Below are 22,730 nucleotides of genomic sequence, written 5' to 3' on the forward strand. Positions count from 1 at the left end.
TGCATGAAATGACAGCTTTTGCATCTATTTTACATGCTTTTGCCCTGAACCGCCAGTATGATAATAGTCCTATACGCAAAAAAACGGCAGGATTTCTCCCGCCGGTAAAGGTTCAGCTTATCGGGTGACCATGAAATAGATGGGTATAATTACCAAATAGGCCAGAAAAGAAATCAGACCGAGTACCATCGACCATAAACCAAGGCTTTTTGCGCCTTGCCGGTACGCAATAAATCCAACGACGGCACCAGTGGCTCCCAGAAGCAAAGGCCATACAAACCAGGATAGCAAAGACAAGACCAGAGCTGCCCAGCCCGCGGCGCGCCCCGCTTCAGTTGTTTCCTCTACTGCCTGGTGCACCTTCGTTTGATTCTCTGTCCGCTCCAGACGGCCTACAGGTGCAGCCAGCTCCGCAGACATTTCTTCATTATACGGATGATGGTCTGCCTTCGTTTCATTCTCTACCCGTTCCTTACGGCTTATCGGCAGAGCCAGCTCAGCAGATACTTCTTCATTATACGGACGATGGTCAGTCCCATCAGAGTGAGGGTTTTGACCGGCATCCTTCGGTTCATGCTCTGTACGCTGATCCATCAGTAGCCTCACTCCTTTGGTTTGAATGTGTGGCAGCAGGTGGATCCCGATTCAACAGCGGAATCCTTATGGTTTTCCTGAAGGTCTCCGGCAAATTCGCTCTTGTAATCCATGTGTGCATGACTGTCGATATCGATCATGATTTGATCGGCATTGCATTGATTGCCTTGTCCCCAGAAGGAACAGTTTGCAACGCTGCAGCTGACGCCTTTCGGCATAAAAATCACCCCCGGTATCAATTTGCCCGCACCGGGGGTGTGTTATGCCTGCCTTATTTTTGTCCTTGCATACGACGCTGCGTCATGTAATCACTTTCGTAATAGGACAGATCGTCACGAAGCTCTTCATATATCTTCGATACGGACAATACGGTTTCACGAGCCACACGGATCGGTTTTTTGCGGAACCGGATTGCATCCTGGCCTGTGTATGCATAACGTCCATCTTCGGAATAACATTCGTTTTTGGGATAGAAAAAGGCATTCACGCACTGATGATACACTTCATAAAGAATTCGAGCGGCGAAATCGTCATCAAAATTCGGACGTCTGAGAGCGACTCCAAGCTTCTCGTAAGCGACTTCCGAAAAAACAAGCAAATGCCGCAAGTCCGACAGCAATCCTTTATAGAAAAGCTCCGCTTCGTTATCCTGATCTTCCGTTAAAAGCTGTGGAAGCGCATGCTGGTTTAAAAAAGACTCCAATTGGCCGATGGCATGTTTTAACTTGTCCCTTGTCGATTCGCTCAGCGATTTCACATTTGTCGATGGCATGATCGGTAGATCCCCTTTCGTTCTTCAAAACAAAATACTTAAACCATCAACATCGTACCACAAAACGCATACGGATGGTACTGTCGTTTGTACTTGCCCCCGTATATTTTTAACCCCTTCACCGAACTCTAAAGGCATGCAGGTTCGATGTGCCCCGAAATGAACTGCAAATGAAGGAGGCAGCCTTATCTATGCAACGCAAATGGATCGGATGGTTCGCCGCGCTTGCCGCTGCGGCATTATTAATTCCCTTCTCCCCCTGGTTCGGCACGACTAAACAACAGCCGGGAAAAAGCGCTGCTCCGATGAAATCGGCAGCGGCTTCGCAGGAGCATTCGATAAAGATGAAAACGATAAACCGGGATATGACAGCAACAGCACTTTTATGCACAACGGAATGCTCCAGGAATCTTCATAAGATGATCCAATCTTCAAACGGCAATCCCAATAAAAAGCATTTGGACGAAATGATGCAAAAACACAAGCAAATGGTTTATCTGGTTTGGATGCATGAGGGCATAGCATCCACCAGGGGCAAAAAACCGAAGGATGACAATAAGGAGCTCCAGCATCATATGGCTTCCGCCAAAGCAAGTTTGAGCCGGGGAGAAGCTTATACCTCCACCTCGCTTAAGCTGCAAGGACACCGTTACGCCCTGGTGGCTGTTCCGGACAAACGGAAGAAAGGCGATGGCATTATCGGCGTTATCCTTCAGGATCTCATTACGCAGGTGGAACGCCATCAGAAGCGCAACTTGCGAATTGTGCCTTACCCCGCTGAGGGCCAATATAAAATCGAGTCCGTACTCCCCAACACAACAACCGATATTACAGTCGAAAACGGAGAAGACAACGGCAACGCCAGCCATTACCATATTAATGAGGTCGTAGTGAAATTCCAACAGCCGCCCTCAATAGATCAGCTGGAGCGGATGAAGCAGGATATTGGAGCGATATCCATGCGCAAGCTTACCCGAACCTATATTTTCCGCTCCAAAAAAATGGATGCCGATAGCATGATGGCCTATTTTAAAAACAATTGGCATATTGAGTATGTGGAACCACATTATTTGTATATGACCAACGATGTGGCCGATAATTCCCCAATTATCCCTAATGATGCACTCTATTCGGAATACCAGTGGAATTTGCCGACCATTGAAACGGAGAAAGGCTGGAATCTCACCAAAGGCAGCGACCAGGTTCTGGTAGCCGTGCTTGACACCGGAGTTCAGGCCGGACATCCCGACTTAAAGGGTAAAACGGTCACCGGGATTAACCTGGTCAGCGAGAATGACGCCCCGGATGACGATGTCGGTCACGGAACGCATGTGGCAGGCATCATTGCCGCCAATGTCAATAACGGCGAAGGCGTAGCGGGCCTCTCCTGGTACAATAAGCTGCTGCCTGTTAAGGTTCTCGATTCCAGCGGCGCAGGCTCTACCTATACAGTCGCACAGGGTATTATTTGGGCGACGGACAATGGAGCCAAAGTCATCAATATGAGTCTGGGCAACTATGCCGAGGCGGAATTTCTTCACGACGCCATTAAATATGCTTATGACCACGATGTCGTGCTGATCGCAGCAAGCGGAAATGATAATACCGACCGTCCCGGATATCCGGCAGCTTACCCGGAAGTGTTCGGCGTGGCATCCACCGATGCCGACGGGTCAAGGTCGTCATTCTCCAATTATGGCGACTATATTGATGCCGCTGCTCCGGGAGCCAGTATCGCCAGCACCTACCCTGGCAGCCAGTATGCCGCGTTATCGGGTACCTCGATGGCGTGTCCCCATGTTGCCGCCCTGGCAGGTCTGATCCGTTCCATCAATCCCGACCTGACCAATATTGAGGTGATGGATCTGATGCGCAAATCGGCAACCGATATGGGCGATAAAGGAAAAGACATTTATTTCGGCTATGGGCAAATCGATATTGCCCGCGCTCTGGAGATGGCCAGCCAATCGAATATGTCGCTGCAGCAGTTCCAAAAACAGGTGGAGCAGCGGCTGGCGAAAATCAAAAATAAATATGCAGCGGAATTAACGGCAGCCAAAAAGTAAGCGCCGAAAAATTGAAAACAAAACTTCCCCGCAAACAAAAAACTGTTCCTTCTGCGCTCCTCAAAAAGAGCGGCAAAAGGAACAGTTTTTTTAGGAGCATGCGCCCCGTTGACTGTACTTAAAATCGTTGCGGAAAGCTTGCCGTAAGCCGGGTTCTGTGCTTCCGGTGGTCCGAACGGGAACGACCCTCCCACTATCGAAGCGACAATCATCTATCTAGGCCGTTCATTGCTGAGCGGCTCAAGCAACCAACCCGAACGCTCCCCGGGCAAGGGTGCAGCTTCTAGGACAATGCCGCCGCAAGAAGCGGCGGCATGCCAACAAAATCTGCTGCGTTCTCTCGGTCTTGCTCCAGATGGGGTTTACCAGCACCGTTGTCACCAACGGTCCTCGTGGTCTCTTACACCACGGTTCCACCCTTGCCTGTGCTGACTGTGAAGCCAGCCATCGGCGGTCCATTTCTGTGGCACTTTCCTTCGGCTCGCGCCGACTGGACGTTATCCAGCATCTCTGCCCTTCGGAGCCCGGACTTTCCTCTCGCAGCCTCACAGCTGCCAGCGATTGTCTGTCAAACTTTCCGTCATCTAGCTAGTATACTAAGAAGCAGCCAAAAGCTCAAGGTCGAAAGCCATCCAGATTTACTTTATTATTCAAACTGCCGCATAAGAAGCGGTTAAATGAAGCGGAACGGTTCCGTATCCTCGCCGGACGCAATGGCTGTGGTTTGGTATTTGCGTTTGCCCAGTTCCGCGCTTAGCCAATCCGCTACCCGCGGCTTCATGATTTTCTCCACATTATGACCCGGATCAATAATGGACAAGCCAGCTGCCAGCGCGTCATGCGCTGTATGGTAGTCGATATCGCCTGTTATCAGTACATCCGCTCCGGCAAAAAGGGCGTGTTTTACGTACCGGCCTCCCGAACCGCCAAGGACCGCGGCTTTACGCACAACAGAATCCGGATCTCCTACCAATCGAACCGCCGGAACGTCAAATGCTTGTTTAACAAGCTCTGCGAGTCCGCCCAGCTTGATCGGCTCCGGAAGCTTCCCGACTCGGCCCAGTCCGTAGGAAGTGCCCGTATTCTCAAGCGGAAACAGATCATATGCGACCTCTTCATAGGGATGTGCCTTTATCATCGCCTGGACGACTTTCCGCTGCAGACTCTGGGGGACGATTGTCTCCAGCCTCACTTCAGCGGCATGCTCCAGCTGCCCCTGCTTGCCGATAAACGGTTTTGCATGATCGCCAGGCAGGAATGTACCTGTGCCTTCGGATGAGAAGCTGCAGCAGCTGTAATTGCCCGTTGCTCCCGCGCCGGCATTCCAAATCGCCTGTTGAACAGCTTCCTGATGCGGTGCAGGCACATAAACGACCAGCTTGTACAGCTTGTCCGTATGCACAACCTCCAGACTCGCGCGTCCCTCCCGGACTATTCCGACCAGATCGGCCATCCAGTCATTGATCCCGCCTTCGGCTGTATCGAGATTGGTATGCGCAATGTAAACCGCAATATCATGCTTGATCAGCTTCTCGTACAGCTTCCCGGCCGGCGTTGAAGTATCCAGCTTCGCAAGCGGTCTGTATATAATGGCATGATGAGCAATAATCAGCTCTGCACCAAGGGCGATCGCTTCATCGACCACCTTGTCGGTCACATCAAGAGCAATCAGCACCTTACTTATTTCTTTCTGCAGCGTACCCAGCTGCAGACCGATTTTATCGTTCTCCATGGCTAAATGTTTGGGAGCCAGCTGCTCCATTATTTGTATGACGGTTTGACCATGGGCAAACATTCAAGCACCTCCTCAATCTGCTGCATTTCGCCAGCAAGCACTGCTTGTTTATCTCTGGATTCATCAAGCGCCGACAGGGAAAGCTGCCTCCGGACGCGCTCCAGCTTATCAAGCTCCATGCGCCATTTCTTTCTCAGCAGCTCCTCGCCGTTATGCAGCAGGTACGGTCCCATCCGGAACAGCCATTCCTTTCGGGAAGCATCAGGCATCTTCAGCGGGAGTGATGAGACATTGTACAAGCGGCTGTTGCATGCCTGTGCCTCCTGCTGATCCCCGCAGACAAGCGCATGCAGCACCTCATAGATACGTCCGTCTTCCTCAATAATTGTCTCTTCCTGGAGTACATAGTCGCGGCTGACAAGCCAGCGCCGTACATGATCCTCCCCGACGTTGGGCTGAAGCACCAGCTCGCTGACTCCGTTTAACCGGCCAGCGGCCCAGCCTGCTTCGAGAATGTCGGTCATCAGGCTCCCGCCCATGCCCGCAAGGATAACCGTATCCGCTTCTCCAGGGGACAGGACGGAGAGCCCGTCTCCTTGCCGGACATCGATCAATGCCGTCAGACCGGCTTCAGCGGCTCCCTTCCGGGCAGCCTGGAAAGGACCGATATTCAGCTCGCCGGCAATAGCCGTCGGGCATTTGCCGCTCTGCACCAGATATACCGGGAGCAGGGCATGGTCTGAACCGATATCGGCAGCCCGTGCGCCCGCTCGCACGAAATCAGCGATGGTTTGTAGCCGTTTGGATATTTTTATCATATTAAGCAACCCACGCAATCCATTGTTTTCTTAATCCGAAAAGAAGGAAACCTCCGGTAATGATTTTAATGATAAGCTGAAGCTGCAGCCAGATTTGATCCTTGGCAAACACAGCGGAGTATAATTCCGGCATAAACCAGATTAACGCTCCAGCCGCAAACAGCACAGCCGATGCCGGCCTTGACCAGCGGTGAAAGAACCAACTGCACCAGCCAAATACAAACGCCGCCGGAAGCCAAAAAAGCTGAATCTCATACCACTCGGGGGCACTGAAATTATTGAACAGCACCCAGGCGTAAACAAGAAATGAGGCGATCCAGCCGCATAGATGGAGCAGAGGGATCCGGGCACTGATGCCAAAAACGATCCACACCAGTGAACATAGGGCAAGCAGCCCCGCTTTCCAGCCCCAAGCCTCCAGCTCATGCAGCTGAAGCATATACATCCCAGCACCAAGCATGAGCAGCATGCCAACCCCGATCAAGCCAATACCGGCAGATTCATTCTTCTGGCGGTAGCGTTGTCCAAAAAAGAGAAATCCAAGGACTGTTGATAAGACGAGGCCAATTTGCAATAGAGGATGAAAAAAGCTAAAATAAAGGACAACAAAACAAATCAAGGAAAAAATTCCAAAAGCAAGGAACCATATCTTCCAGGATGCTTTCGCAGCAGCCTGCGCCGCTTTACCAGTGAGCGTCGAAGGCGCTCGTACCGCCCCTTCATCCACATATAAATTAAGCAAAAAATCGCAATATTGTTCCGGCAGCAGCTTGCTTCGCTGCCAGTGCTCAATTTCTTTTATAATCGTTTTGCGCCGGTCCTGCTCCATGTTGACCCTCGTTCCTTTCGGGCGGCATATTTCCAAACCTTCAGCGGGTACATCATGATGGGATTAAATGCTGCAAGAAGTTCTTAGAAAAAAGACCTCGCTGCCGCAGCAGAAAGGTCCTCAGCTTTATTCGAGAAAATCCTTCAACCGCTTGCTGCGGCTTGGATGTCTTAACTTACGCAGCGCTTTGGCTTCAATTTGACGTATCCGCTCGCGCGTAACGCCAAACACCTTGCCTACTTCCTCAAGCGTACGGGTTCGACCGTCATCCAGGCCAAAACGCAGACGCAGCACATTCTCCTCGCGTTCAGTCAAGGTATCGAGAACATCTTCAAGCTGCTCCTTGAGCAATTCGTACGCAGCCGCATCCGCCGGAGCGAGAGCTTCCTGATCTTCAATGAAGTCCCCGAGATGCGAATCGTCTTCTTCACCAATAGGTGTTTCCAGCGATACCGGCTCCTGGGCTATTTTCATAATTTCCCGAACCTTCTCTGTACTCAAATCCATTTCGGCTGCTATTTCTTCGGGACTTGGCTCCCGCCCGAGCTCCTGCAGCAGTTGCCGGGATACTCTTACCAGCTTATTAATCGTTTCTACCATATGAACCGGAATCCGGATCGTCCGCGCTTGATCGGCGATAGCCCTTGTAATGGCTTGGCGAATCCACCATGTTGCATACGTACTGAATTTGTAGCCTTTGGTATGATCAAACTTCTCAACTGCCTTAATCAATCCCATATTCCCTTCCTGGATCAGGTCGAGAAATAACATGCCTCTTCCCACATACCGCTTGGCAATACTGACCACAAGCCGGAGATTGGCTTCAGCCAGACGGCGTTTCGCTTCCTCATCGCCGTTCTCGATCCGTTTGGCCAACTCTACCTCATCATCCGCGGATAAAAGCGGAACTCGTCCGATCTCTTTCAAATACATCCGGACGGGGTCGTTGATTTTAATTCCTGGCGGGAGTGCCAAATCGTCGTCGAAATTGAATTCGTCGGGTTCTCTCTCCTGATCTTCCCTGTCTCTGCTTGTCGGGAGATCATCATTTTCATTTAAAACTTCAATTCCGATATCATCGAGCTGTTCGAAAAATTCATCAATTTGCTCCGGATCCTGATCAAACGGCGAAAGCTTCTCCATGATCTCTTTGTAGGTTAAGGAGGATCTTTTCTTGCCGTGTTCAATCAGCTGCTCTTTGACAATCTCCAGCTTCTGTTCGATATCCAGTTCAGTATGTTGATCATTCGCCATATTCCGACTCCCTCCTCCCTAGAAACGATCATCCTACTGTCCTTTAAGCTGTCTCTCTAGGGCAATAATCTCACTTGCAATTCGAGCCGCCAACAATACGTCGCCGGATCGTTCCGCCTGCACCATTTCTTCTTTCTTATGCTCGATTCCACGAAATCGCGGCACTTTTTGAATTTCCATAATATAGTGAGCGAGCAGCTGCTCGTCGAACGGAAAATCATCGTCCATCATTAAGATTGAAGCTGCCGTCCTCTCCAGACGGTCATCCTGGAGCGAAGCGATAAATCGGCTGATATCCGGATCATGGCCTTGCGCATAATAGGCATATAAGTAAGCAGCAAGCGCTGCGTGATCCTCCACGTTAAAAGCTTCCCCGAGCTGGTCGTGTACCGCTTGCGCCGTTTCGCTATCCTGCAGCATTCGGGCCAGAAGCCTGCGCTCTGCTACCTGATAGGCCGGAAGGACAGACGGCGAAGAAGGCGTACGACGGATTTCATTCCTACCATTATTCCACGAATTGTCGTTATTATCCCTTTGAGGTTTCAATTTCTGATGCTGCTGTCTATGATGAAAGCAGTCTTGTTTAAGGGACTCTAGAGATATATCGAACTCCCGGGACAGTTCTTTGAGATAAAACTCCCGCTCGGTCGAAGAATCCAGCTCGGCAATGATGGCGACAGCCTCGAGCATGTAATTCTTCTGGCCCTCTTCTTCTAGGAGTATATGGTTTTTCTTCGCATATATTAGTTTAAATTTCGTGACCGAGACAGGACGCTCAATCGTCTCCCGGATAAAAGCCTCGGCCCCTTTGCGTTCAATAAATTCATCGGGATCCATGCCTTTGGGGAGCATGGCCACCAACACGCGAAGACCGGATTTTTCGAGCAAAGGAATGGTTTTGAAGACCGCAGCTTGTCCGGCACTGTCGCCATCGTAGCAAATTAGCACTTCATCGACGTTCCGTTGAAGGATCATGGCATGGTTTTCCGTCAGCGAGGTTCCCATCGTGGCTATGCCGTTCGTTACACCAGCCGTCCAGGCCTTGATCACATCCATATAGCCTTCAAACAATACAGCGCGTCTTGTTTTGCGCATGGCAGCTCTTGATTGATGAAAATTATACAAACTGCGGCTCTTGTTGAATAACATGGTTTCCGGCGAATTCAAATATTTGGGCTGTCCCTCGCCAAGTATTCGTCCTGCAAGAGCGATCGCCTTGCCTTCACTATTGCGGATTGGAAACATGATTCGGTCCCGGAACCGGTCAATATATCCGCTGCCATCCTGCTTTGCGATCAGCAGGCCGCCCTTCTCCATGGCTTCCGCCTTGAATTCCCGCTTGTCCAGGAAACGAACGAGCGTATCCCACTCCGGCGGCGCGTAGCCGATCATAAACTGGTCAATCTGTTTGTCGCTCACTCCTCGCGAACGCAGGTATTCCAAAGCCGGTTGACCGTGGGAGGTATTCATCAGCAGATAATGATACAGCTTGGACGTAAGCTCATGTGCCTCAATCAGCTTGTCGCGTTCGCCTGACTGGGCCGCATCATAGCTGTCGGCATTCCCTGTCCACGTTACCGGAATCCCGGCATCCTCCGCCATGATACGTACGGCCTCGGGAAACGAATAGCTTTCGATTTCTTCGACGAATTTAATCGCATTCCCGCCTTTACCGCACCCGTAGCAGTAAAAGATCTGTTTCTCCGGTGTAACGGTGAACGAAGGCGTTTTCTCTGAATGAAAAGGGCATAGCCCCTTCATATATTTGCCTTGTTTCGACAGGCTGACATACTTCCCAACCGTCTCTACGATATCATGATGACGCAGCACCGCTTCAATGACGGAATCAGGTATTTTAGCGTAAGCCATACACCCCCACCTTCATCCTAAACATGTTTAAATATTCGCTAAGATTCATCATTCTCCTGCCGGTCATGTAAAACTTTTGTCAGCTTTTGCTGAAAACGGATCCGATCCTCGGCTGTCATTGCTTTGGGGCCTTTCGTTTTGCCGCCGCTTCTCCTGCGTTTGGCCAGCTCATGCCGGCGTTCCATGAGATAATCAATATTGCTTTCATCATACTGCTGTCCGCGATTCGACAGCGCAATAGCCCCTTTAGCCAGCACAATTGTTGCCAGTCCGAAGTCCTGGGTAACCACGATATCGCCTCGTGCGACGTGGTTGGCAATATACAAATCAACCGATTGATCGCCTTTATCCACCTGTACAACCGAAATTCCCGCCCCTGGCTCCAAACGATGATCGTATGAAGCGACCATCAGTACGGGGATTGACATCATCCGCGCTACTTCTACAATCTCGCGTTTGACCGGACAGGCATCGGCATCCACAACAATAGTCGGGGTATTTGCCACCTTATTGCATCACCGCATCCTTAGGATAAGTACTGTACTCTGTTATATACGGCAAAAGATAAAAAAATCCTGCTACATCAGTTGGAATGGATACATTCCATTATGAGGCTGGCTGTTTCTTCCACCGCCCGATGGGAGACATCGATCACAACACAGCCGATTTTCTTCATAATTTCCGCAGCATAGGCGAGTTCCTTCTCGATTCGCGCTGTTGTCGCATAAGCGGCACTGTCCGGCAGCCCAAGCGCTTTCAGCCGTTCTTTTCGGATAACGTTCAAATAATGGGTGTCAATCGTCAGACCGACCACTTTTTCGCGTGGAATGCTAAATAGCTCTGCCGGCGGCTGCAGCTCCGGCATCAAAGGTACATTGGCAACTTTATATTTCTTGTGTGCCAGGTACATCGACAAGGGCGTTTTGGAAGTGCGTGATACCCCGACGAGCACGATATCTGCTTTAAGAATTCCCGACGTATCGCGCATATCATCATACTTGACGGCGAATTCAACGGCCTCCACCTTTCGGAAATAATCCTCATCCAGCACATGATTAAGCCCTGGCTCCTTGCGTGACTGCCGGTTGGTCTTCAGCTCCAGGCTTCCAATCAGGGAACCCAGCAGGTCAATGGCTACAACAGAATGTTCCAGCGAGAACTTGCTGAGCACATCCCGAAGCTTCGGAATCACCAGCGTGTACAGAATAATCGCATTATGCTCCTTAGCCTGAAGCACCATCCGTTCAACTGCGGACTCATCCTGCACAAAAGGAGCCCGGCGTATTTCCGCGTAAATGGGATGGAACTGGGCAACCGCAGCGCGGACAACCAGCTCGCCGGTATCCCCGGCGGAATCCGAAACCACATAAATAATTACATCTGGATGCAATCCGGTTGTCATTTTTTGGTTTCCCCCTAAGGTGATTGCGTAAGCAATCACTGCTTCGTAAGCTTTTACTCTGGTGATTGCGCAAGCAATCACTGCTTCGTAAGCTTTTACTCTGGTGATTGCTTCGCATGTGCAGACTCGTGAGGACCCGCCCATTCCATATCGGGCGGATCCTCACGTTGTTACCAAACCAGTTTCGAGAAATCGGCAACCTCGCCGACGCCATCGGCGATAATAGCCAGCAAGGCCAGGCGGTTCGCACGGACATCCGCTTCTTCAGCCATTACCATTACGCTGTCAAAGTAAACATTAATCGTATCCTTTAATCCGGCAAGCTTGGCGATTGCACCCGATGCATCAAGGTTCTTGATATTTGCTGTGACGCTCTCACTTAAAGCTTGCCAGGCGGCATACAATGCCCCTTCGGCTTCGTCTGCAAACAAAGACGTCTTCACTTCTTTAGACGCAGCTTTGGCAGCAAGGTTGCTCACCCGGTTCAAAGCGTCGACTGCGAGTTTGAACTCGTCGCGCCGTTCGCCCGCGGCGTAGGTCGTTAACGCTTGCGCCCTGTTTACGGTTTGACGAAGATCATTATAACCGGCAGCCATTACCGCATCTACGACATCGTAGCGGATTCCCTGCTCAGAGAGCACATTTTTTACCCGCAGCGCGAAAAATTCATGCAAATCAGACCGGATTTCGCCCGCTTCGCGTTTCAACGGCTTACCGCTGTGAACCTCCAGTGAAAGATCAAATAGTCGGTCCAACGGCAGCTTCAGGCCATGTGCGAGAATGATCTGGATAATCCCCGCCGCCTGTCTGCGCAGCGCATAGGGATCCTGGGAGCCTGTCGGGATGATTCCAATCGAGAAGCAGCCGACGATCGTATCGATTTTGTCAGCCAGACTTACAATCGCGCCTGTCAGCGAACCCGGAGCCCGGTCACCGGCAAAACGTGGCTGGTAATGCTCATTGATCGCTGCAGCAACCGCCTCGCGCTCACCTGCTTTGCGGGCATAATCCTCGCCCATCACACCTTGCAGCTCCGGAAACTCGTATACCATCTGGGTGACCAGATCGAATTTGCATATCGCGGCCGTCCGTGCTATGTCATCTGTCGTTTGGGCATCAAGGCCAAGGAAATCCGAGAGCTTAGACGCGGTGATCTGAATGCGGCGGACCTTGTCCGATACCGTTCCGAGCTCCTCGTGATAAACGATTTTTTCAAGTTTGCCCAATGATTCCACGATCGGCGTTTTCTGATCCTCCGCGTAGAAGAACCGCGCATCGGAAAGACGTGCACGCAGCACTTTCTCGTTGCCTTTTGCAACCTGCTCGATAGAATTGCGGTCGCCATTGCGTACCGTCACGAAGAAAGGCAGCAGCTTGCCCTGATCGCTCAGCACCGGGAAATAACGCTGATGCTCGCGCATGGAAGTAATCAGTACTTCCTGCGGGATTTCCAGAAAAGACTCGTCAAACGTTCCAAACAGCACGCTTGGATATTCCACGAGGAACAGAACCTCTTCCAGCAAATCCGGCTTCACGTCGATTTTCCAGTTTTTCTCCGCAGCAAGCGCCTGGATCTGATCCAGAATCAGCTGCTCGCGCTCGCGGACATCGGCCAGTACCCGTTGTCCGCGGAGTTCTTCCACATAATCGGACGGTGACGATACCAACGCTTCACCGCCCAGAAAACGGTGACCCCTGGTCTTATTGCCGCTTTGTACGCCCGTGATCTCAAACGGGATAACCGTTTCGCCAAACAGAGCGACCAGCCATTTGATCGGACGGACGAATTTCAGCTCGTAGCTGCCCCAACGCATGTTTTTAGGAAATGACATCGAAGTGATCAGGCTAACAAGGCCCTCAGGCAGCACATCGGCGGTCACGGTACCGATACTGCTTTTATTCACATAAACGTATTCAACCCCGCCAAGTTCCTTAAAGAAAAAATCTTCCGGCTGAGCGCCCTGGCTGCGGGCAAAACCAAGGGCCGCTTTGCTCCAGGCCCCCTGCTCATCAAGAGCGATTTTACGGGAGGGACCTTTGACTTCCTCACTTACATCGGCTTGTTTCTCTTCCACATCACGGATAATCACCGCAATCCGCCGGGGCGTTGCGTAAGCTTCCACTTCTCCATGACCGATTCGCGCGGTATCGAGCCATTTGGCCGTTTTTTCCTTAAGCTGATTCATCGCTCCGCGCACAAAGCGCGCAGGAACCTCTTCCAAACCGATTTCCAGCAGCAGATCCTTAGCCATTAGCGCTCACTCCTTTCTTCAGTAACGGGAAGCCGAGCCGTTCGCGCTCCTCCAGATAAGTGGCTGCACATGCGCGTGCAAGGTTGCGAACACGCGTTATATATCCAGTACGCTCCGTCACGCTGATCGACCCCCGGGCGTCCAGCAGATTAAATGCATGCGAGCATTTGAGCACATAATCATAAGCCGGGAAAACAAGATTCTCCGCCAAAGCGCGCCGAGCTTCCTCCTCGTACATCGTGAATAAGGAGAAAAGCATATCTGCGTCAGAAGTTTCAAAGGTATATTTGGAATGCTCATATTCCGGCTGCAGGAAGACATCCCCGTACGTCACGCCATCCACCCATTCCAGATCAAACACATTTTCCTTGTCCTGAATATAGGAAGCCAGCCGTTCCATCCCGTAAGTCAGCTCCACGGCTACTGGATTCACATCGAGACCACCAAGCTGCTGGAAGTAGGTAAACTGGGTGACCTCCATCCCATCAAGCCATACTTCCCAGCCAAGTCCCCAGGCACCAAGACCAGGATGCTCCCAGTTATCCTCAACAAAGCGGATATCGTGATGCAGCGGGTCGATCCCCAGTCTCTTCAAACTTTCCAGATACAGTTCCTGAATATTATCAGGCGATGGCTTCATAATGACCTGAAATTGATGATGCTGGTACAGCCGGTTGGGATTTTCTCCATAGCGGCCGTCAGCCGGCCTGCGGGACGGTTCGACGTAAGCGACATTCCACGGCTCCGGTCCGATCGTGCGCAGAAACGTCATCGGATTTAAGGTGCCTGCACCTTTCTCCACGTCATAAGGCTGAACAAGGATACAATTCTGCTCCGCCCAAAACTTCTGCAGCGTCAAAATCATCGTTTGAAAATTCATGGGATGGCCTCTCTCCTTTATTGTCCAATTGTTCCTGCTGGTTTTTTTCCCTCTTCATACCGGGTCCAGACGATATAAAAAGCCCTCGTCCTTATGTCTGACAAAGCTCAGACATAGGGACGAGAGCTATATCTCCCGCGGTTCCACCCTACTTGATTCCTGCTGCACCTGCATGCAAGCAGCAATCCGCTTTTTTTACCTTTCACGCGAACTCCGAAGCGCCTTTCACCGATAACGTCCGCCCAGGCTCCCACCACCCCTGGTTCGCTTCCACAGACAACTGTCCATCGATTACTTTCTTCATCATCGTTCCTGTTCATACTTGTATATGTTAGCTATTTGACCCGGGCATGTCAAGGCCTACAAGGGGTATTTATCCAACTGATCGAGAAAAGCCCGCGATTTAAGCGGAATATTAATATGCGTATCCACCAACAGCCGCATAGCCTGCTTCAATTGGACTTTGGTTTCATCCTTTACCTGGATATTGCCAAGCCGCGTCAAGTCCATTCTTCGGAACAACCGCAATAACTTGAGTACGCTGTCACCAAGAACCAGTGCGGAAGAATCCTTATAACGGCAGCGGCTGCAAAGCACACCGCCCGACCGCGCACTGAGCGCCATCTGCCCCTCCGTATTGCCGCAGGAGACACACTCATCGAAAATGGGACCGTACCCGGACACTTCGAGTATTTTCATTTCGTATAATTGAAGAATAGTCGGCCCGTCCTTGCCTTCAGCCAAAGCGCGCAAGCAAGCTAATAATTGCATAAACAGGTATCCGCTCGCTTCATCTTCGTTCGTCGTCCGGTCGGTCAGCTCAACCGCATAGGCCGCATAGGCGGTAAGCTCCAGCCCTTCACGCAAAACATGGTGAGATTCAATGATCTCACCATGTGTAAGTGTACCTAAGCCGCTATTGCGGTAATATAGATATTCCCCATGAGTGAACAACTGGGTCAGCGAACCATGACGGCTTTTGGCTTTTTTGGCGCCCCGCACAAGTATCGCCGCTTTGCCGTGGGTCGGAGTCAAAATCGTAATGATTTTGCCGCCTTCCCCATAGTCCATACTTCGGATGACAATGCCTTCAACCCGGTACTGCATAGACGTTCTCCCCTAACTCACGCAAGTAAAGATGCATCAAATGGAGGAAGCATCCTCCAGTTCAGACGCAAGCTGCGTTTCCTCGTTTGCCGCGGCAATATCGGCCTCCCCCAACTGATCCACATCTTTATAAAGCAAAAAAGCGTCCACATCCCCGGTAAGCGCAAAATACTTCCACGAAAAGTCTCGCATTCCTATCATCCCTTCCGCTTTGTATGATACGGATAGGATGCGCAAAAAGAGGGTTGTCCTATGCCAGACAAATAACGGGCATTATGCGCGAAGTCAGGGAGTGCGGGATGCTTGGTTTATTCGTTTCTGTATCCCAGATCTTTTAAAACCCGCTCCTGGTTGCGCCAGTCTTTCTTGACCTTGACCCAAAGCTCAAGGAAAACGCGCGAGCCAAGCAGCAGTTCAATATCCCGCCGTGCAAGGCGGCCTACTTCCTTCAGGAGCGCGCCCTGCTTGCCGATCACAATCCCCTTCTGCGAATCGCGTTCAACAAAAATAATCGCTCCGATATAAACTACCCCGTTATCCTGCACCTTCATATCCTCAATTGCCACAGCAATGGAATGAGGTACTTCCTCCCTCGTCTGATGGAGGATTTTCTCCCGGATCAGCTCGGCACAGACGAATTGTTCCGGATGATCAGTCACTTGATCCGCCGGATAATACTGCGGACCTTCAGGCAAGTATCGCGTCAGCACATTGAGCAGGGTATCAATATTGTTGCCCTGCAGCGCAGAGATCGGAATAATCTCGGCGAAATCATGAAGCTCCTTATAGGTTGCGATAAGCGGCAGCAGCTCTTCCGGGTGGATCTTGTCGATTTTGTTCATCACGAGAAAAATAGGCGTTTTGACCATTTTCAACTGCTCGATGATATAACGGTCGCCACCTCCCAGTCCTTCGGAAGCATCGATCAGGAACATGGCGGCATCCACCTCGCCCAATGTGCCGACTGCCGATTTGTTCATGTAATCGCCAAGCTTGGACTGCGGCTTATGGATGCCCGGCGTATCGAGAAATACAATTTGGGAATTGTCCTTCGTGTAGACACCATGGATTTTATTGCGCGTCGTCTGCGGCTTGTCTGACATTATGGCGATTTTTTGACCGATTACTTCGTTCATCAGTGTCGATTTGCCTACATTGGGCCGGCCAACGATCGCAACAAACCCGGAATGGTATTTCTCTTTTTTGCCTGTAGGTGTTTGATTCATAATAATGTTCCGATCCCCTTCCAAACTTAGCCTTTCCTTAATGAGAAAGCTCCCGGCAGCAGTTCTTCCACCGTCATGACTGACCGCCCGCCAGTCAGATTGCCCATGATGACAGGCATGTCCGGCTTGCAAAGCTCAACGAGCACCTGTCTGCATACCCCGCATGGCGTAATGGGATGGACCGTGTCCCCAATGACTGCAATAGCTGCAAACTGTCCTGGCTCCCGCCCGTCGGCAATAGCCCGGAACAAGGCGGTCCGTTCCGCACAATTAGTCGGTCCGTAAGCCGCATTCTCGACATTGCAGCCGAGGTGAATGTTTCCGCTGCTGTCCAGCAGAGCGGCGCCTACAGCAAAACCGGAGTAAGGCATATAAGCGCGGCCTCTTGCCTCAAGGGCATGCTCCAGCAGAGATTCCCATTCTGCAGGAAAAGCTTGCTTGCTGTCATCCATCATCTTTTTTTGGATGCTCCTCTCCACGTCAGAAATCAAGCAGCTTTATAAGACAATATTCCATAAATGCGGGATAAAAATGATGAATCCGATGATAATGGCTGCGATAACTGCCACCAGGACGGCTCCTGAAGCCGTGTCCTTGGCCGCTTTGGCCAGCGGATGAATATCCGGACTGGCCAGATCGACGACATTCTCGATGGCGGTGTTGAGCAGTTCGGCACATATGACGACTCCCATCACAAGCACCAATAGCGCCCATTCCATGGCCCGAATTCCAAGAATCATCCCCGTTGCGGTTACGATCAGAGCAGCAGTTACATGAATCCGCATATGTCGCTGCGTGCGCAGTGCCAGACGAATGCCGGCTGCAGCAAATCCGCAGCTCTGAATGAAACGGCGCATTAGCGGTGCAGACCTGCCCGCTGGAGAACCGCTTCCTGTTTGGCAGTCATGACTGCCTCACTCGCCTCATCCTGGTGATCGTAACCAATGAGGTGGAGGAACCCGTGAACGAACAGAAAACCCAATTCACGTTCCAGTGAATGGCCGTATTCCTGAGCTTGAAGTTTCCCGCGCTCGGCGGAAATAATGATATCGCCCAGCATCCCGTTCACAGACAGCGGATTATCCCCGTCCTCAACCTCGTAAATAATCTCCAGTTCTTCGTCCGTATGCTCCTGCATTGCAAAAGACAAGACATCCGTCGGCCGGTCAATGCCCCGGTAATCCCGGTTAAGCTGGTGAATTTCTTCATCATCCACGAAAGAGAGCGTCACCTCGCCTTCTGTCAGTCCCTCGGCTTCCCCCGCAAGCAGCAGCAGCTCCTCAAGACGCGCCAGGAACGCCTCAGGTATTTCCACCTTGTCCTGTTCATTATTCCACTCTAAACGCAAACTCATGCCAGACGCTCCTTTGGTTTACTGTCTTCCGGATATTCGATCCGCGAATGGAAAATCCCGATTACGGTTTCCTTCAGCGTTTGCGCGATTTGTTCCAATTCTTTGAGCGTCAGATCGCATTCATTGAACTGGCCGTCATCCAGGCGGTTTTTGATAATCTTATTGATCATCGATTCCACCGTCTCCATTGTAGGACTGCGCAAGCTTCTAACGGCAGCCTCGATGCAATCCGCGATGCCGACAATTGCTGCTTCCTTGGATTGCGCTTTAGGACCGGCATACCTGAAATCATCCTCGGTGAAATCTGTTACCTCACCGGCCTCTTCGGCTTGTTTCCATGCTTTGTGGTAAAAATATTGCAGGAATGTCGTCCCGTGATGCTGCTCGGCAATATCCCGGATCGGTTTGGGAATATTATGGTTCTTCAGCATTTCCACACCGTCGCGGGCATGTGCGATAATAATCGACTTACTCAGCTTGGGATCGATGGAATCATGCGGATTCTCGATATTGGTTTGGTTTTCGATGAAATAACTTGGCCGTTTGGTTTTGCCGATATCATGATAATAAGATCCCACCCGGCATAAGAGACCATTGGCCCCTATGGACTCGGCAGCCGCTTCGGACAAATTGCCGACCATAACGCTGTGGTGGTACGTCCCGGGCGTCTCCGTCAGCAGCTTGCGCAGCAGCGGATGGTTGGGATTGGACAGCTCCACCAGCTTCAAAGCCGACAAGATGCCAAAGGAAATTTCAAAGAACGGCATCAGGCCGATGACCAGAATCGCCGTCAGCAGGCCGCCCGCAAAAGCAAAAGCTATCGTGGTGACCATTTCGGTTTTCTCCGGCAGCTCGCCTCCCAGCAGGATCAATGCCAGTACGGAAGCTGAGCCAAGCAAGCTGACCATAATCCCTGCCTTTAGTATGGTTGACCGCTGGCTTGCCCGATGAATGGCAAAAATAGCGGCAAACGAAACGATGGTTGTAACAAAACCGTAATTGAAATCGAAAATACGGTTGGAATCCATGTTGAATATAATACTGCCGCTGATGGCGAACAGGAACGAGCAGACGACCGCGAGCTGAACATCGAGCAGCAGCGTGATGAGCATCGCGCCCATAGCCGTCGGGGCCAAATATCCCACATAAGGAATTGCATCGGTCTGCGTCAGTTCGACGATTCGCATAATCAGCAGATTCAGGATAAAAATAAGCAGCAGCATGGCAAGCTGGGCATTGTTATAGCGCACATTTGCCGTATTGAGCCCGGATGACTTATCCAGAAAACTGTATATAAACAAAAGGAACAATAACGTAAGCAGCAGCAGGCCAAGCTGAGGCCAATAGGACTTCTTGTCCTGCAGCAAATTAAACGAGGCAAGCCGCTCATACAATTCTTTGGTGACCATTTCGCCTTTATGCACAATAATGTCGCCCTGGTTAATGACTACCTCAGGCGTATTCTCCTTTGCCGCTACCTTCGCTTCGCTTGTTGCATCGGTATCAAGGAATTTATTCGGCATAATGGCGAACCGCGCCAGCTCCTGGACAATCTCCCTCGTTTTGCGTTCGCTGAGCGAGCTCGCATTGACCAGCTCGGCAACTTTGGTGCGGGCGGTCTCCGCTTCGCGCAGAGGATCACTCATCATTTTGCGTACGATGGCAAGGCCAACCTGCTGCATATCGGCTATCTGCTTCACGTTAAGCTGCGGGAGCTTGTAGTAGGTTTCTTCCGGGATGCGGTACTCCTGGTCTTTGACGGTCGTTGCCATTTCATCAAGCAGTGTACTGCTATAGGAATCCTTGCCGGCATGATTGCGTACGAATTGATCGACATAATCATTATAGAGTTGAGGGATTTCGGTCCGGTAAATTGTCACCTTGTTATCGGTCGTAACCTGATCATCCTGGTTCAACTGTTCCATGCGGGCAAATATCTGTTCCAGCAGCTGCTCGCTGCGCATCGCCAGAATGGTATACATCGGCTCCACGCGGTCGGCAGCTTCCTCCTGGGCTTTGATTCTCGCTTTATCGTCTTTAATTTGCGTTGGCGCCTCAATATCTCGCTCCATACGTTTGCCTTCTTGAATATCGTATGTTTTGGGAAGCAGATGAGGAGCCAGAACGGTATAAAACAGCACAACAAATAAAAACAGCAATATCCACCGCACTGCCGTGCTTTGCTTCCAACCGCTCCATGTAAAACGCACGTTTAGATCCCCCCTATTGCTGTGACCACCCCATAGGGTTGTTTCAACTGCGGGGCCGTCCATGCTGGGTATTATAAATCGGTTTCAGGTAGTAAGCTGGCGGCCCTTCTCCATTGAAAAAAAGCTGCCCTCGCGTTTAAACCTGACTCTCGGCGTCCTCGTTATACGCCACAATAATTTTTTGAACCAGCGAATGACGAACGACATCCTGCTCCGAGAATAGCACAAAACCGATTTCTTCGATATTCTGCAAAATCCGCTTCGCTTCGATCAGTCCCGACCGTTTCCCGCGGGGCAAATCGATCTGCGTAACGTCGCCGGTTACGACCATTTTGGATCCAAATCCAAGACGGGTCAGAAACATTTTCATCTGTTCCGGCGTAGTGTTTTGGGCTTCGTCAAGAATGATGAAGGAATCGTCAAGCGTGCGTCCGCGCATGTATGCAAGCGGCGCAACCTCGATCAAGCCCCGCTCAAAGGCTTTTGCCGTTTGATCCGGGCCAAGCACGTCATGAAGCGCATCATAGAGTGGCCTTAAATAAGGATCCACCTTTTCCTGCAGATCGCCTGGCAGAAAACCCAGATTCTCGCCGGCTTCAACCGCAGGGCGTGTCAGCATGATCCGTTTGACCGAACCTTCCTTCAGCGCGGCAACGGCCAGGACAACAGCCAGATACGTTTTTCCCGTTCCGGCGGGACCGATCCCGAATACAACATCCATTTTCTTGATCATTTTCACATAATGCCGCTGTCCGATGGTTTTGACACGGATCGGCTTGCCGCGGAATGTCGTGGTAAGCTCTGCTTTGAATAAATCCAGCAGCTGATCGGCCTGCATGACTTTCGCCAGATCAAGGGCATACATAATATCGCGCTCAGACGGGGTATATCCGCCCCGAAACAATTGCTGAAGAACGGTAAACAGCTGTTCCATGGACTCCACTTCACGAATAGGACCGGAAATCATGATTTCCGCTTCCCGCGACATAATGTCCGCTTCCGTCTGCTGTTCGATCAACCTTAAGAATTTGTCCTGCGGCCCAAAAAGCGCAAGCCCCTCCGCTGCGCTTGCGAGCGGGATTTTAATAATTCTGGTTTCATTTAGCAAAAATGCTCAATCTCCTTGTATATGAACTAACGGTCTTTCAGTTACGATCGACTGTTCCACCTCAAAAAGTACTTTCATATAAACTTTACCATTGTCCGCCTTTTCATGCAAAATGTTTTCCGCGCGGATCTTTGCTCCCGGACCGGCTTTAGTCAGCAAATCAGCCCTGGCCTGCAGCAATCCCGCCTGTTTGGCATCCTGCTCCGTCAGCTCCAAATGATCGAAACGGACTTCACGCACGGTTTCCTTCATACGGCCAAAGGGCATTTTTAACGTGCGCCACGAAGCCTGCTCCAGATGCCTTTGCGTTTCGTACTGCGTGTATGGAATCTTGCCAAAGCCGCCAATCCTCAAGCCGCGGCCCCATGCCACGGCATACCAGCGGACTTTGCTTTCTCCCGTATAAGCCTTCACCTTCTGCTGCAGGGGTGAAACAATCGAATATTCATGCCAGACCAGGCCTTTGACGATGCCTTTGGCCACAACCGTACGCGTGTGGGCTTCGTCCCCGTAAATTCCGGAGATGAGCACATCGCCTTCCTTGACTTTTGTATTCCTCTTGACGACAGGCCTGCCGGCTTCGGCCAGTATTTCGGTCACAACGGCATCTGCCGACGCCACGAGATGACGGGGACTGAGCAGCTTCCGGGGTTCGGGAATTGCGGTTTCTACCACCTGGATCGTAATTTTGGTTCCCTGTTTTTCCACACCGATCCAGGCGGCGCCAGGCAGTTTCTGCGTCAGCTTCCTGGACAGCACCTCGGGATTTTCAAGCCGGAATGACCATTGAAAGGGATAAAGCCCCTCCTGCCTGGCAGCTTGCATAATCTGTTCCTCCGAAAGACGCTCATTCCCTTTTATATCAATATTCCAAATTAGCGAAGATAACAGATACATACCAATAAAGAAGAGAATCAGACCCGCACCGAAGAAAAGCCTTTTTTCCAGCTTGACCAGCCAGAAGGGCAAACCGCGTCTGGACTGTACATGAATCCGGGAGCCTGTCCCTTTCAAAAGCGGACGAAGCTGAAAAAAATCCTTTATGGTTAAATCGGCAAGAAGCTCTCCCTGGCTTGTCCTGCGGATGGACCACAGCGAAAGACCGCTTGCCAACGCGCGGTTAACAAGCAATTCCAAAGCCTCTCCTCTAATGCTGACGGTAACAATTCCACGCAGCCATTGCAGCCACGAAGCATTCATAACGCTTCCCCCTAAAAGTTATTGTGTGGTTATACCTGGATGCTTGGGTTAACA

The 22,730-nt window shown here is 51.1% G+C and carries 22 protein-coding genes and 1 other RNA gene; 1 reads left to right on the forward strand and 22 read right to left on the reverse strand.

Annotated elements, in window-relative coordinates:
- Positions 1–117 precede the first annotated feature (117 nt).
- From IEY46_RS15510 to IEY46_RS15520, 3 genes are read right to left on the reverse strand one after another with little or no spacing between them, the layout of a single operon-like run.
- Complete coding sequence (locus IEY46_RS15510; protein WP_188992878.1) at positions 118–594, reverse strand: DUF4190 domain-containing protein; 477 nt, start codon at positions 592–594, stop codon at positions 118–120.
- A gap of 8 nt (positions 595–602) precedes the next feature.
- Positions 603–812 carry a DUF1540 domain-containing protein gene (locus IEY46_RS15515; RefSeq protein WP_188992879.1) on the reverse strand — a complete coding sequence of 70 codons (210 nt, stop codon included), beginning with the start codon at positions 810–812 and terminating at the stop codon, positions 603–605.
- Between the two features lie 53 nt (positions 813–865).
- A complete protein-coding gene (locus tag IEY46_RS15520; protein WP_188992880.1) occupies positions 866–1,366 on the reverse strand; it encodes a YpuI family protein in 501 nt (166 codons plus the stop codon).
- A 191-nt stretch (positions 1,367–1,557) separates the two neighbouring features.
- Between IEY46_RS15520 and IEY46_RS15525 the strand changes: the two genes are divergently transcribed.
- On the forward strand, positions 1,558–3,432 hold the full coding sequence (locus tag IEY46_RS15525; RefSeq protein WP_188992881.1) for a S8 family peptidase: 1,875 nt from the start codon (positions 1,558–1,560) through the stop codon (positions 3,430–3,432).
- Positions 3,433–3,561: 129 nt separating this feature from the next.
- On the opposite strand, the gene rnpB is transcribed toward IEY46_RS15525, so the two are convergent.
- From rnpB to yqfD, 19 genes are all read right to left on the reverse strand, one after another.
- Positions 3,562–4,009: RNase P RNA component class A (gene rnpB / locus IEY46_RS15530), an RNA gene on the reverse strand.
- A 96-nt stretch (positions 4,010–4,105) separates the two neighbouring features.
- Positions 4,106–5,227 (reverse strand): Nif3-like dinuclear metal center hexameric protein, encoded by a 1,122-nt coding sequence (locus IEY46_RS15535; protein WP_188992882.1) that lies wholly within the window; start codon positions 5,225–5,227, stop codon positions 4,106–4,108.
- A complete protein-coding gene (locus IEY46_RS15540) occupies positions 5,194–5,985 on the reverse strand; it encodes a tRNA (adenine(22)-N(1))-methyltransferase (protein ID WP_188992883.1) in 792 nt (263 codons plus the stop codon). Before IEY46_RS15540 ends, IEY46_RS15535 begins: the two co-directional genes overlap by 34 nt.
- A 1-nt stretch (position 5,986) precedes the next feature.
- Positions 5,987–6,814: an NfeD family protein gene (locus tag IEY46_RS15545; RefSeq protein WP_188992884.1), complete on the reverse strand. Its 828-nt coding sequence runs from the start codon at positions 6,812–6,814 to the stop codon at positions 5,987–5,989.
- 126 nt (positions 6,815–6,940) lie between these two features.
- Positions 6,941–8,068, reverse strand: coding sequence for an RNA polymerase sigma factor RpoD (rpoD, locus tag IEY46_RS15550; protein WP_188992885.1), 1,128 nt, complete (start codon positions 8,066–8,068; stop codon positions 6,941–6,943).
- Positions 8,069–8,101: 33 nt separating this feature from the next.
- Positions 8,102–9,937 (reverse strand): DNA primase, encoded by a 1,836-nt coding sequence (gene dnaG / locus IEY46_RS15555; protein WP_188992886.1) that lies wholly within the window; start codon positions 9,935–9,937, stop codon positions 8,102–8,104.
- A gap of 38 nt (positions 9,938–9,975) precedes the next feature.
- Positions 9,976–10,443, reverse strand: a complete 468-nt coding sequence (locus tag IEY46_RS15560) for a YaiI/YqxD family protein (RefSeq protein ID WP_188992887.1) — start codon at positions 10,441–10,443, stop codon at positions 9,976–9,978.
- 77 nt (positions 10,444–10,520) lie between these two features.
- Positions 10,521–11,339: a pyruvate, water dikinase regulatory protein gene (locus tag IEY46_RS15565; protein ID WP_188992888.1), complete on the reverse strand. Its 819-nt coding sequence runs from the start codon at positions 11,337–11,339 to the stop codon at positions 10,521–10,523.
- 170 nt (positions 11,340–11,509) lie between these two features.
- Positions 11,510–13,591 carry a glycine--tRNA ligase subunit beta gene (glyS, locus tag IEY46_RS15570; RefSeq protein WP_188992889.1) on the reverse strand — a complete coding sequence of 694 codons (2,082 nt, stop codon included), beginning with the start codon at positions 13,589–13,591 and terminating at the stop codon, positions 11,510–11,512.
- Positions 13,584–14,471 (reverse strand): glycine--tRNA ligase subunit alpha, encoded by an 888-nt coding sequence (gene glyQ, locus IEY46_RS15575; RefSeq protein WP_188992890.1) that lies wholly within the window; start codon positions 14,469–14,471, stop codon positions 13,584–13,586. Before glyQ ends, glyS begins: the two co-directional genes overlap by 8 nt.
- Before the next feature lie 360 nt (positions 14,472–14,831).
- Positions 14,832–15,578 carry a DNA repair protein RecO gene (gene recO / locus IEY46_RS15580; protein WP_188992891.1) on the reverse strand — a complete coding sequence of 249 codons (747 nt, stop codon included), beginning with the start codon at positions 15,576–15,578 and terminating at the stop codon, positions 14,832–14,834.
- A gap of 36 nt (positions 15,579–15,614) precedes the next feature.
- Positions 15,615–15,770, reverse strand: a complete 156-nt coding sequence (locus IEY46_RS15585) for a YqzL family protein (RefSeq protein WP_188992892.1) — start codon at positions 15,768–15,770, stop codon at positions 15,615–15,617.
- Positions 15,771–15,886: 116 nt separating this feature from the next.
- On the reverse strand, positions 15,887–16,804 hold the full coding sequence (gene era, locus IEY46_RS15590) for a GTPase Era (RefSeq protein WP_188992893.1): 918 nt from the start codon (positions 16,802–16,804) through the stop codon (positions 15,887–15,889).
- 26 nt (positions 16,805–16,830) lie between these two features.
- A complete protein-coding gene (locus IEY46_RS15595; protein ID WP_373288814.1) occupies positions 16,831–17,259 on the reverse strand; it encodes a cytidine deaminase in 429 nt (142 codons plus the stop codon).
- Positions 17,260–17,301: 42 nt separating this feature from the next.
- Positions 17,302–17,661, reverse strand: a complete 360-nt coding sequence (locus tag IEY46_RS15600) for a diacylglycerol kinase family protein (RefSeq protein WP_188992894.1) — start codon at positions 17,659–17,661, stop codon at positions 17,302–17,304.
- Entirely contained in the window at positions 17,661–18,158 is a 498-nt protein-coding gene (ybeY, locus tag IEY46_RS15605) for an rRNA maturation RNase YbeY (RefSeq protein WP_188992895.1), read from the reverse strand. The genes IEY46_RS15600 and ybeY overlap by 1 nt, the downstream gene beginning before the upstream one ends.
- The gene (locus tag IEY46_RS15610) at positions 18,155–20,431 is read right to left on the reverse strand and encodes an HD family phosphohydrolase (RefSeq protein ID WP_188992896.1); all 2,277 of its coding nucleotides are present in this window, start codon (positions 20,429–20,431) and stop codon (positions 18,155–18,157) included. Before IEY46_RS15610 ends, ybeY begins: the two co-directional genes overlap by 4 nt.
- A 73-nt stretch (positions 20,432–20,504) precedes the next feature.
- The gene (locus IEY46_RS15615) at positions 20,505–21,476 is read right to left on the reverse strand and encodes a PhoH family protein (RefSeq protein ID WP_188992897.1); all 972 of its coding nucleotides are present in this window, start codon (positions 21,474–21,476) and stop codon (positions 20,505–20,507) included.
- A 6-nt stretch (positions 21,477–21,482) separates the two neighbouring features.
- The gene (yqfD, locus tag IEY46_RS15620) at positions 21,483–22,676 is read right to left on the reverse strand and encodes a sporulation protein YqfD (protein ID WP_188992898.1); all 1,194 of its coding nucleotides are present in this window, start codon (positions 22,674–22,676) and stop codon (positions 21,483–21,485) included.
- Positions 22,677–22,730 lie beyond the last annotated feature (54 nt).

Source organism: Paenibacillus nasutitermitis (assembly GCF_014641075.1).
Taxonomy (GTDB): Bacteria; Bacillota; Bacilli; order Paenibacillales; family Paenibacillaceae; genus Paenibacillus_Z; species Paenibacillus_Z nasutitermitis.

Bases quoted from the DNA above. Each gene is read 5' to 3' on its own strand.
- IEY46_RS15545 (WP_188992884.1), bottom strand. From the start codon at position 6,814: ATGGAGCAGGACCGGCGCAAAACGATTATAAAAGAAATTGAGCACTGG.
- IEY46_RS15565 (WP_188992888.1), bottom strand. From the start codon at position 11,339: ATGACAACCGGATTGCATCCAGATGTAATTATTTATGTGGTTTCGGAT.
- IEY46_RS15525 (WP_188992881.1), top strand. From the start codon at position 1,558: ATGCAACGCAAATGGATCGGATGGTTCGCCGCGCTTGCCGCTGCGGCA.
- IEY46_RS15520 (WP_188992880.1), bottom strand. From the start codon at position 1,366: ATGCCATCGACAAATGTGAAATCGCTGAGCGAATCGACAAGGGACAAG.
- IEY46_RS15515 (WP_188992879.1), bottom strand. From the start codon at position 812: ATGCCGAAAGGCGTCAGCTGCAGCGTTGCAAACTGTTCCTTCTGGGGA.
- era (WP_188992893.1), bottom strand. From the start codon at position 16,804: ATGAATCAAACACCTACAGGCAAAAAAGAGAAATACCATTCCGGGTTT.
- rpoD (WP_188992885.1), bottom strand. From the start codon at position 8,068: ATGGCGAATGATCAACATACTGAACTGGATATCGAACAGAAGCTGGAG.
- IEY46_RS15595 (WP_373288814.1), bottom strand. From the start codon at position 17,259: ATGATGGATGACAGCAAGCAAGCTTTTCCTGCAGAATGGGAATCTCTG.
- yqfD (WP_188992898.1), bottom strand. From the start codon at position 22,676: ATGAATGCTTCGTGGCTGCAATGGCTGCGTGGAATTGTTACCGTCAGC.
- IEY46_RS15540 (WP_188992883.1), bottom strand. From the start codon at position 5,985: ATGATAAAAATATCCAAACGGCTACAAACCATCGCTGATTTCGTGCGA.
- IEY46_RS15535 (WP_188992882.1), bottom strand. From the start codon at position 5,227: ATGTTTGCCCATGGTCAAACCGTCATACAAATAATGGAGCAGCTGGCT.
- glyS (WP_188992889.1), bottom strand. From the start codon at position 13,591: ATGGCTAAGGATCTGCTGCTGGAAATCGGTTTGGAAGAGGTTCCTGCG.
- glyQ (WP_188992890.1), bottom strand. From the start codon at position 14,471: ATGAATTTTCAAACGATGATTTTGACGCTGCAGAAGTTTTGGGCGGAG.
- IEY46_RS15510 (WP_188992878.1), bottom strand. From the start codon at position 594: ATGGATCAGCGTACAGAGCATGAACCGAAGGATGCCGGTCAAAACCCT.
- IEY46_RS15585 (WP_188992892.1), bottom strand. From the start codon at position 15,770: ATGCGAGACTTTTCGTGGAAGTATTTTGCGCTTACCGGGGATGTGGAC.
- recO (WP_188992891.1), bottom strand. From the start codon at position 15,578: ATGCAGTACCGGGTTGAAGGCATTGTCATCCGAAGTATGGACTATGGG.
- dnaG (WP_188992886.1), bottom strand. From the start codon at position 9,937: ATGGCTTACGCTAAAATACCTGATTCCGTCATTGAAGCGGTGCTGCGT.
- ybeY (WP_188992895.1), bottom strand. From the start codon at position 18,158: ATGAGTTTGCGTTTAGAGTGGAATAATGAACAGGACAAGGTGGAAATA.
- IEY46_RS15600 (WP_188992894.1), bottom strand. From the start codon at position 17,661: ATGCGCCGTTTCATTCAGAGCTGCGGATTTGCTGCAGCCGGCATTCGT.
- IEY46_RS15610 (WP_188992896.1), bottom strand. From the start codon at position 20,431: ATGGACGGCCCCGCAGTTGAAACAACCCTATGGGGTGGTCACAGCAAT.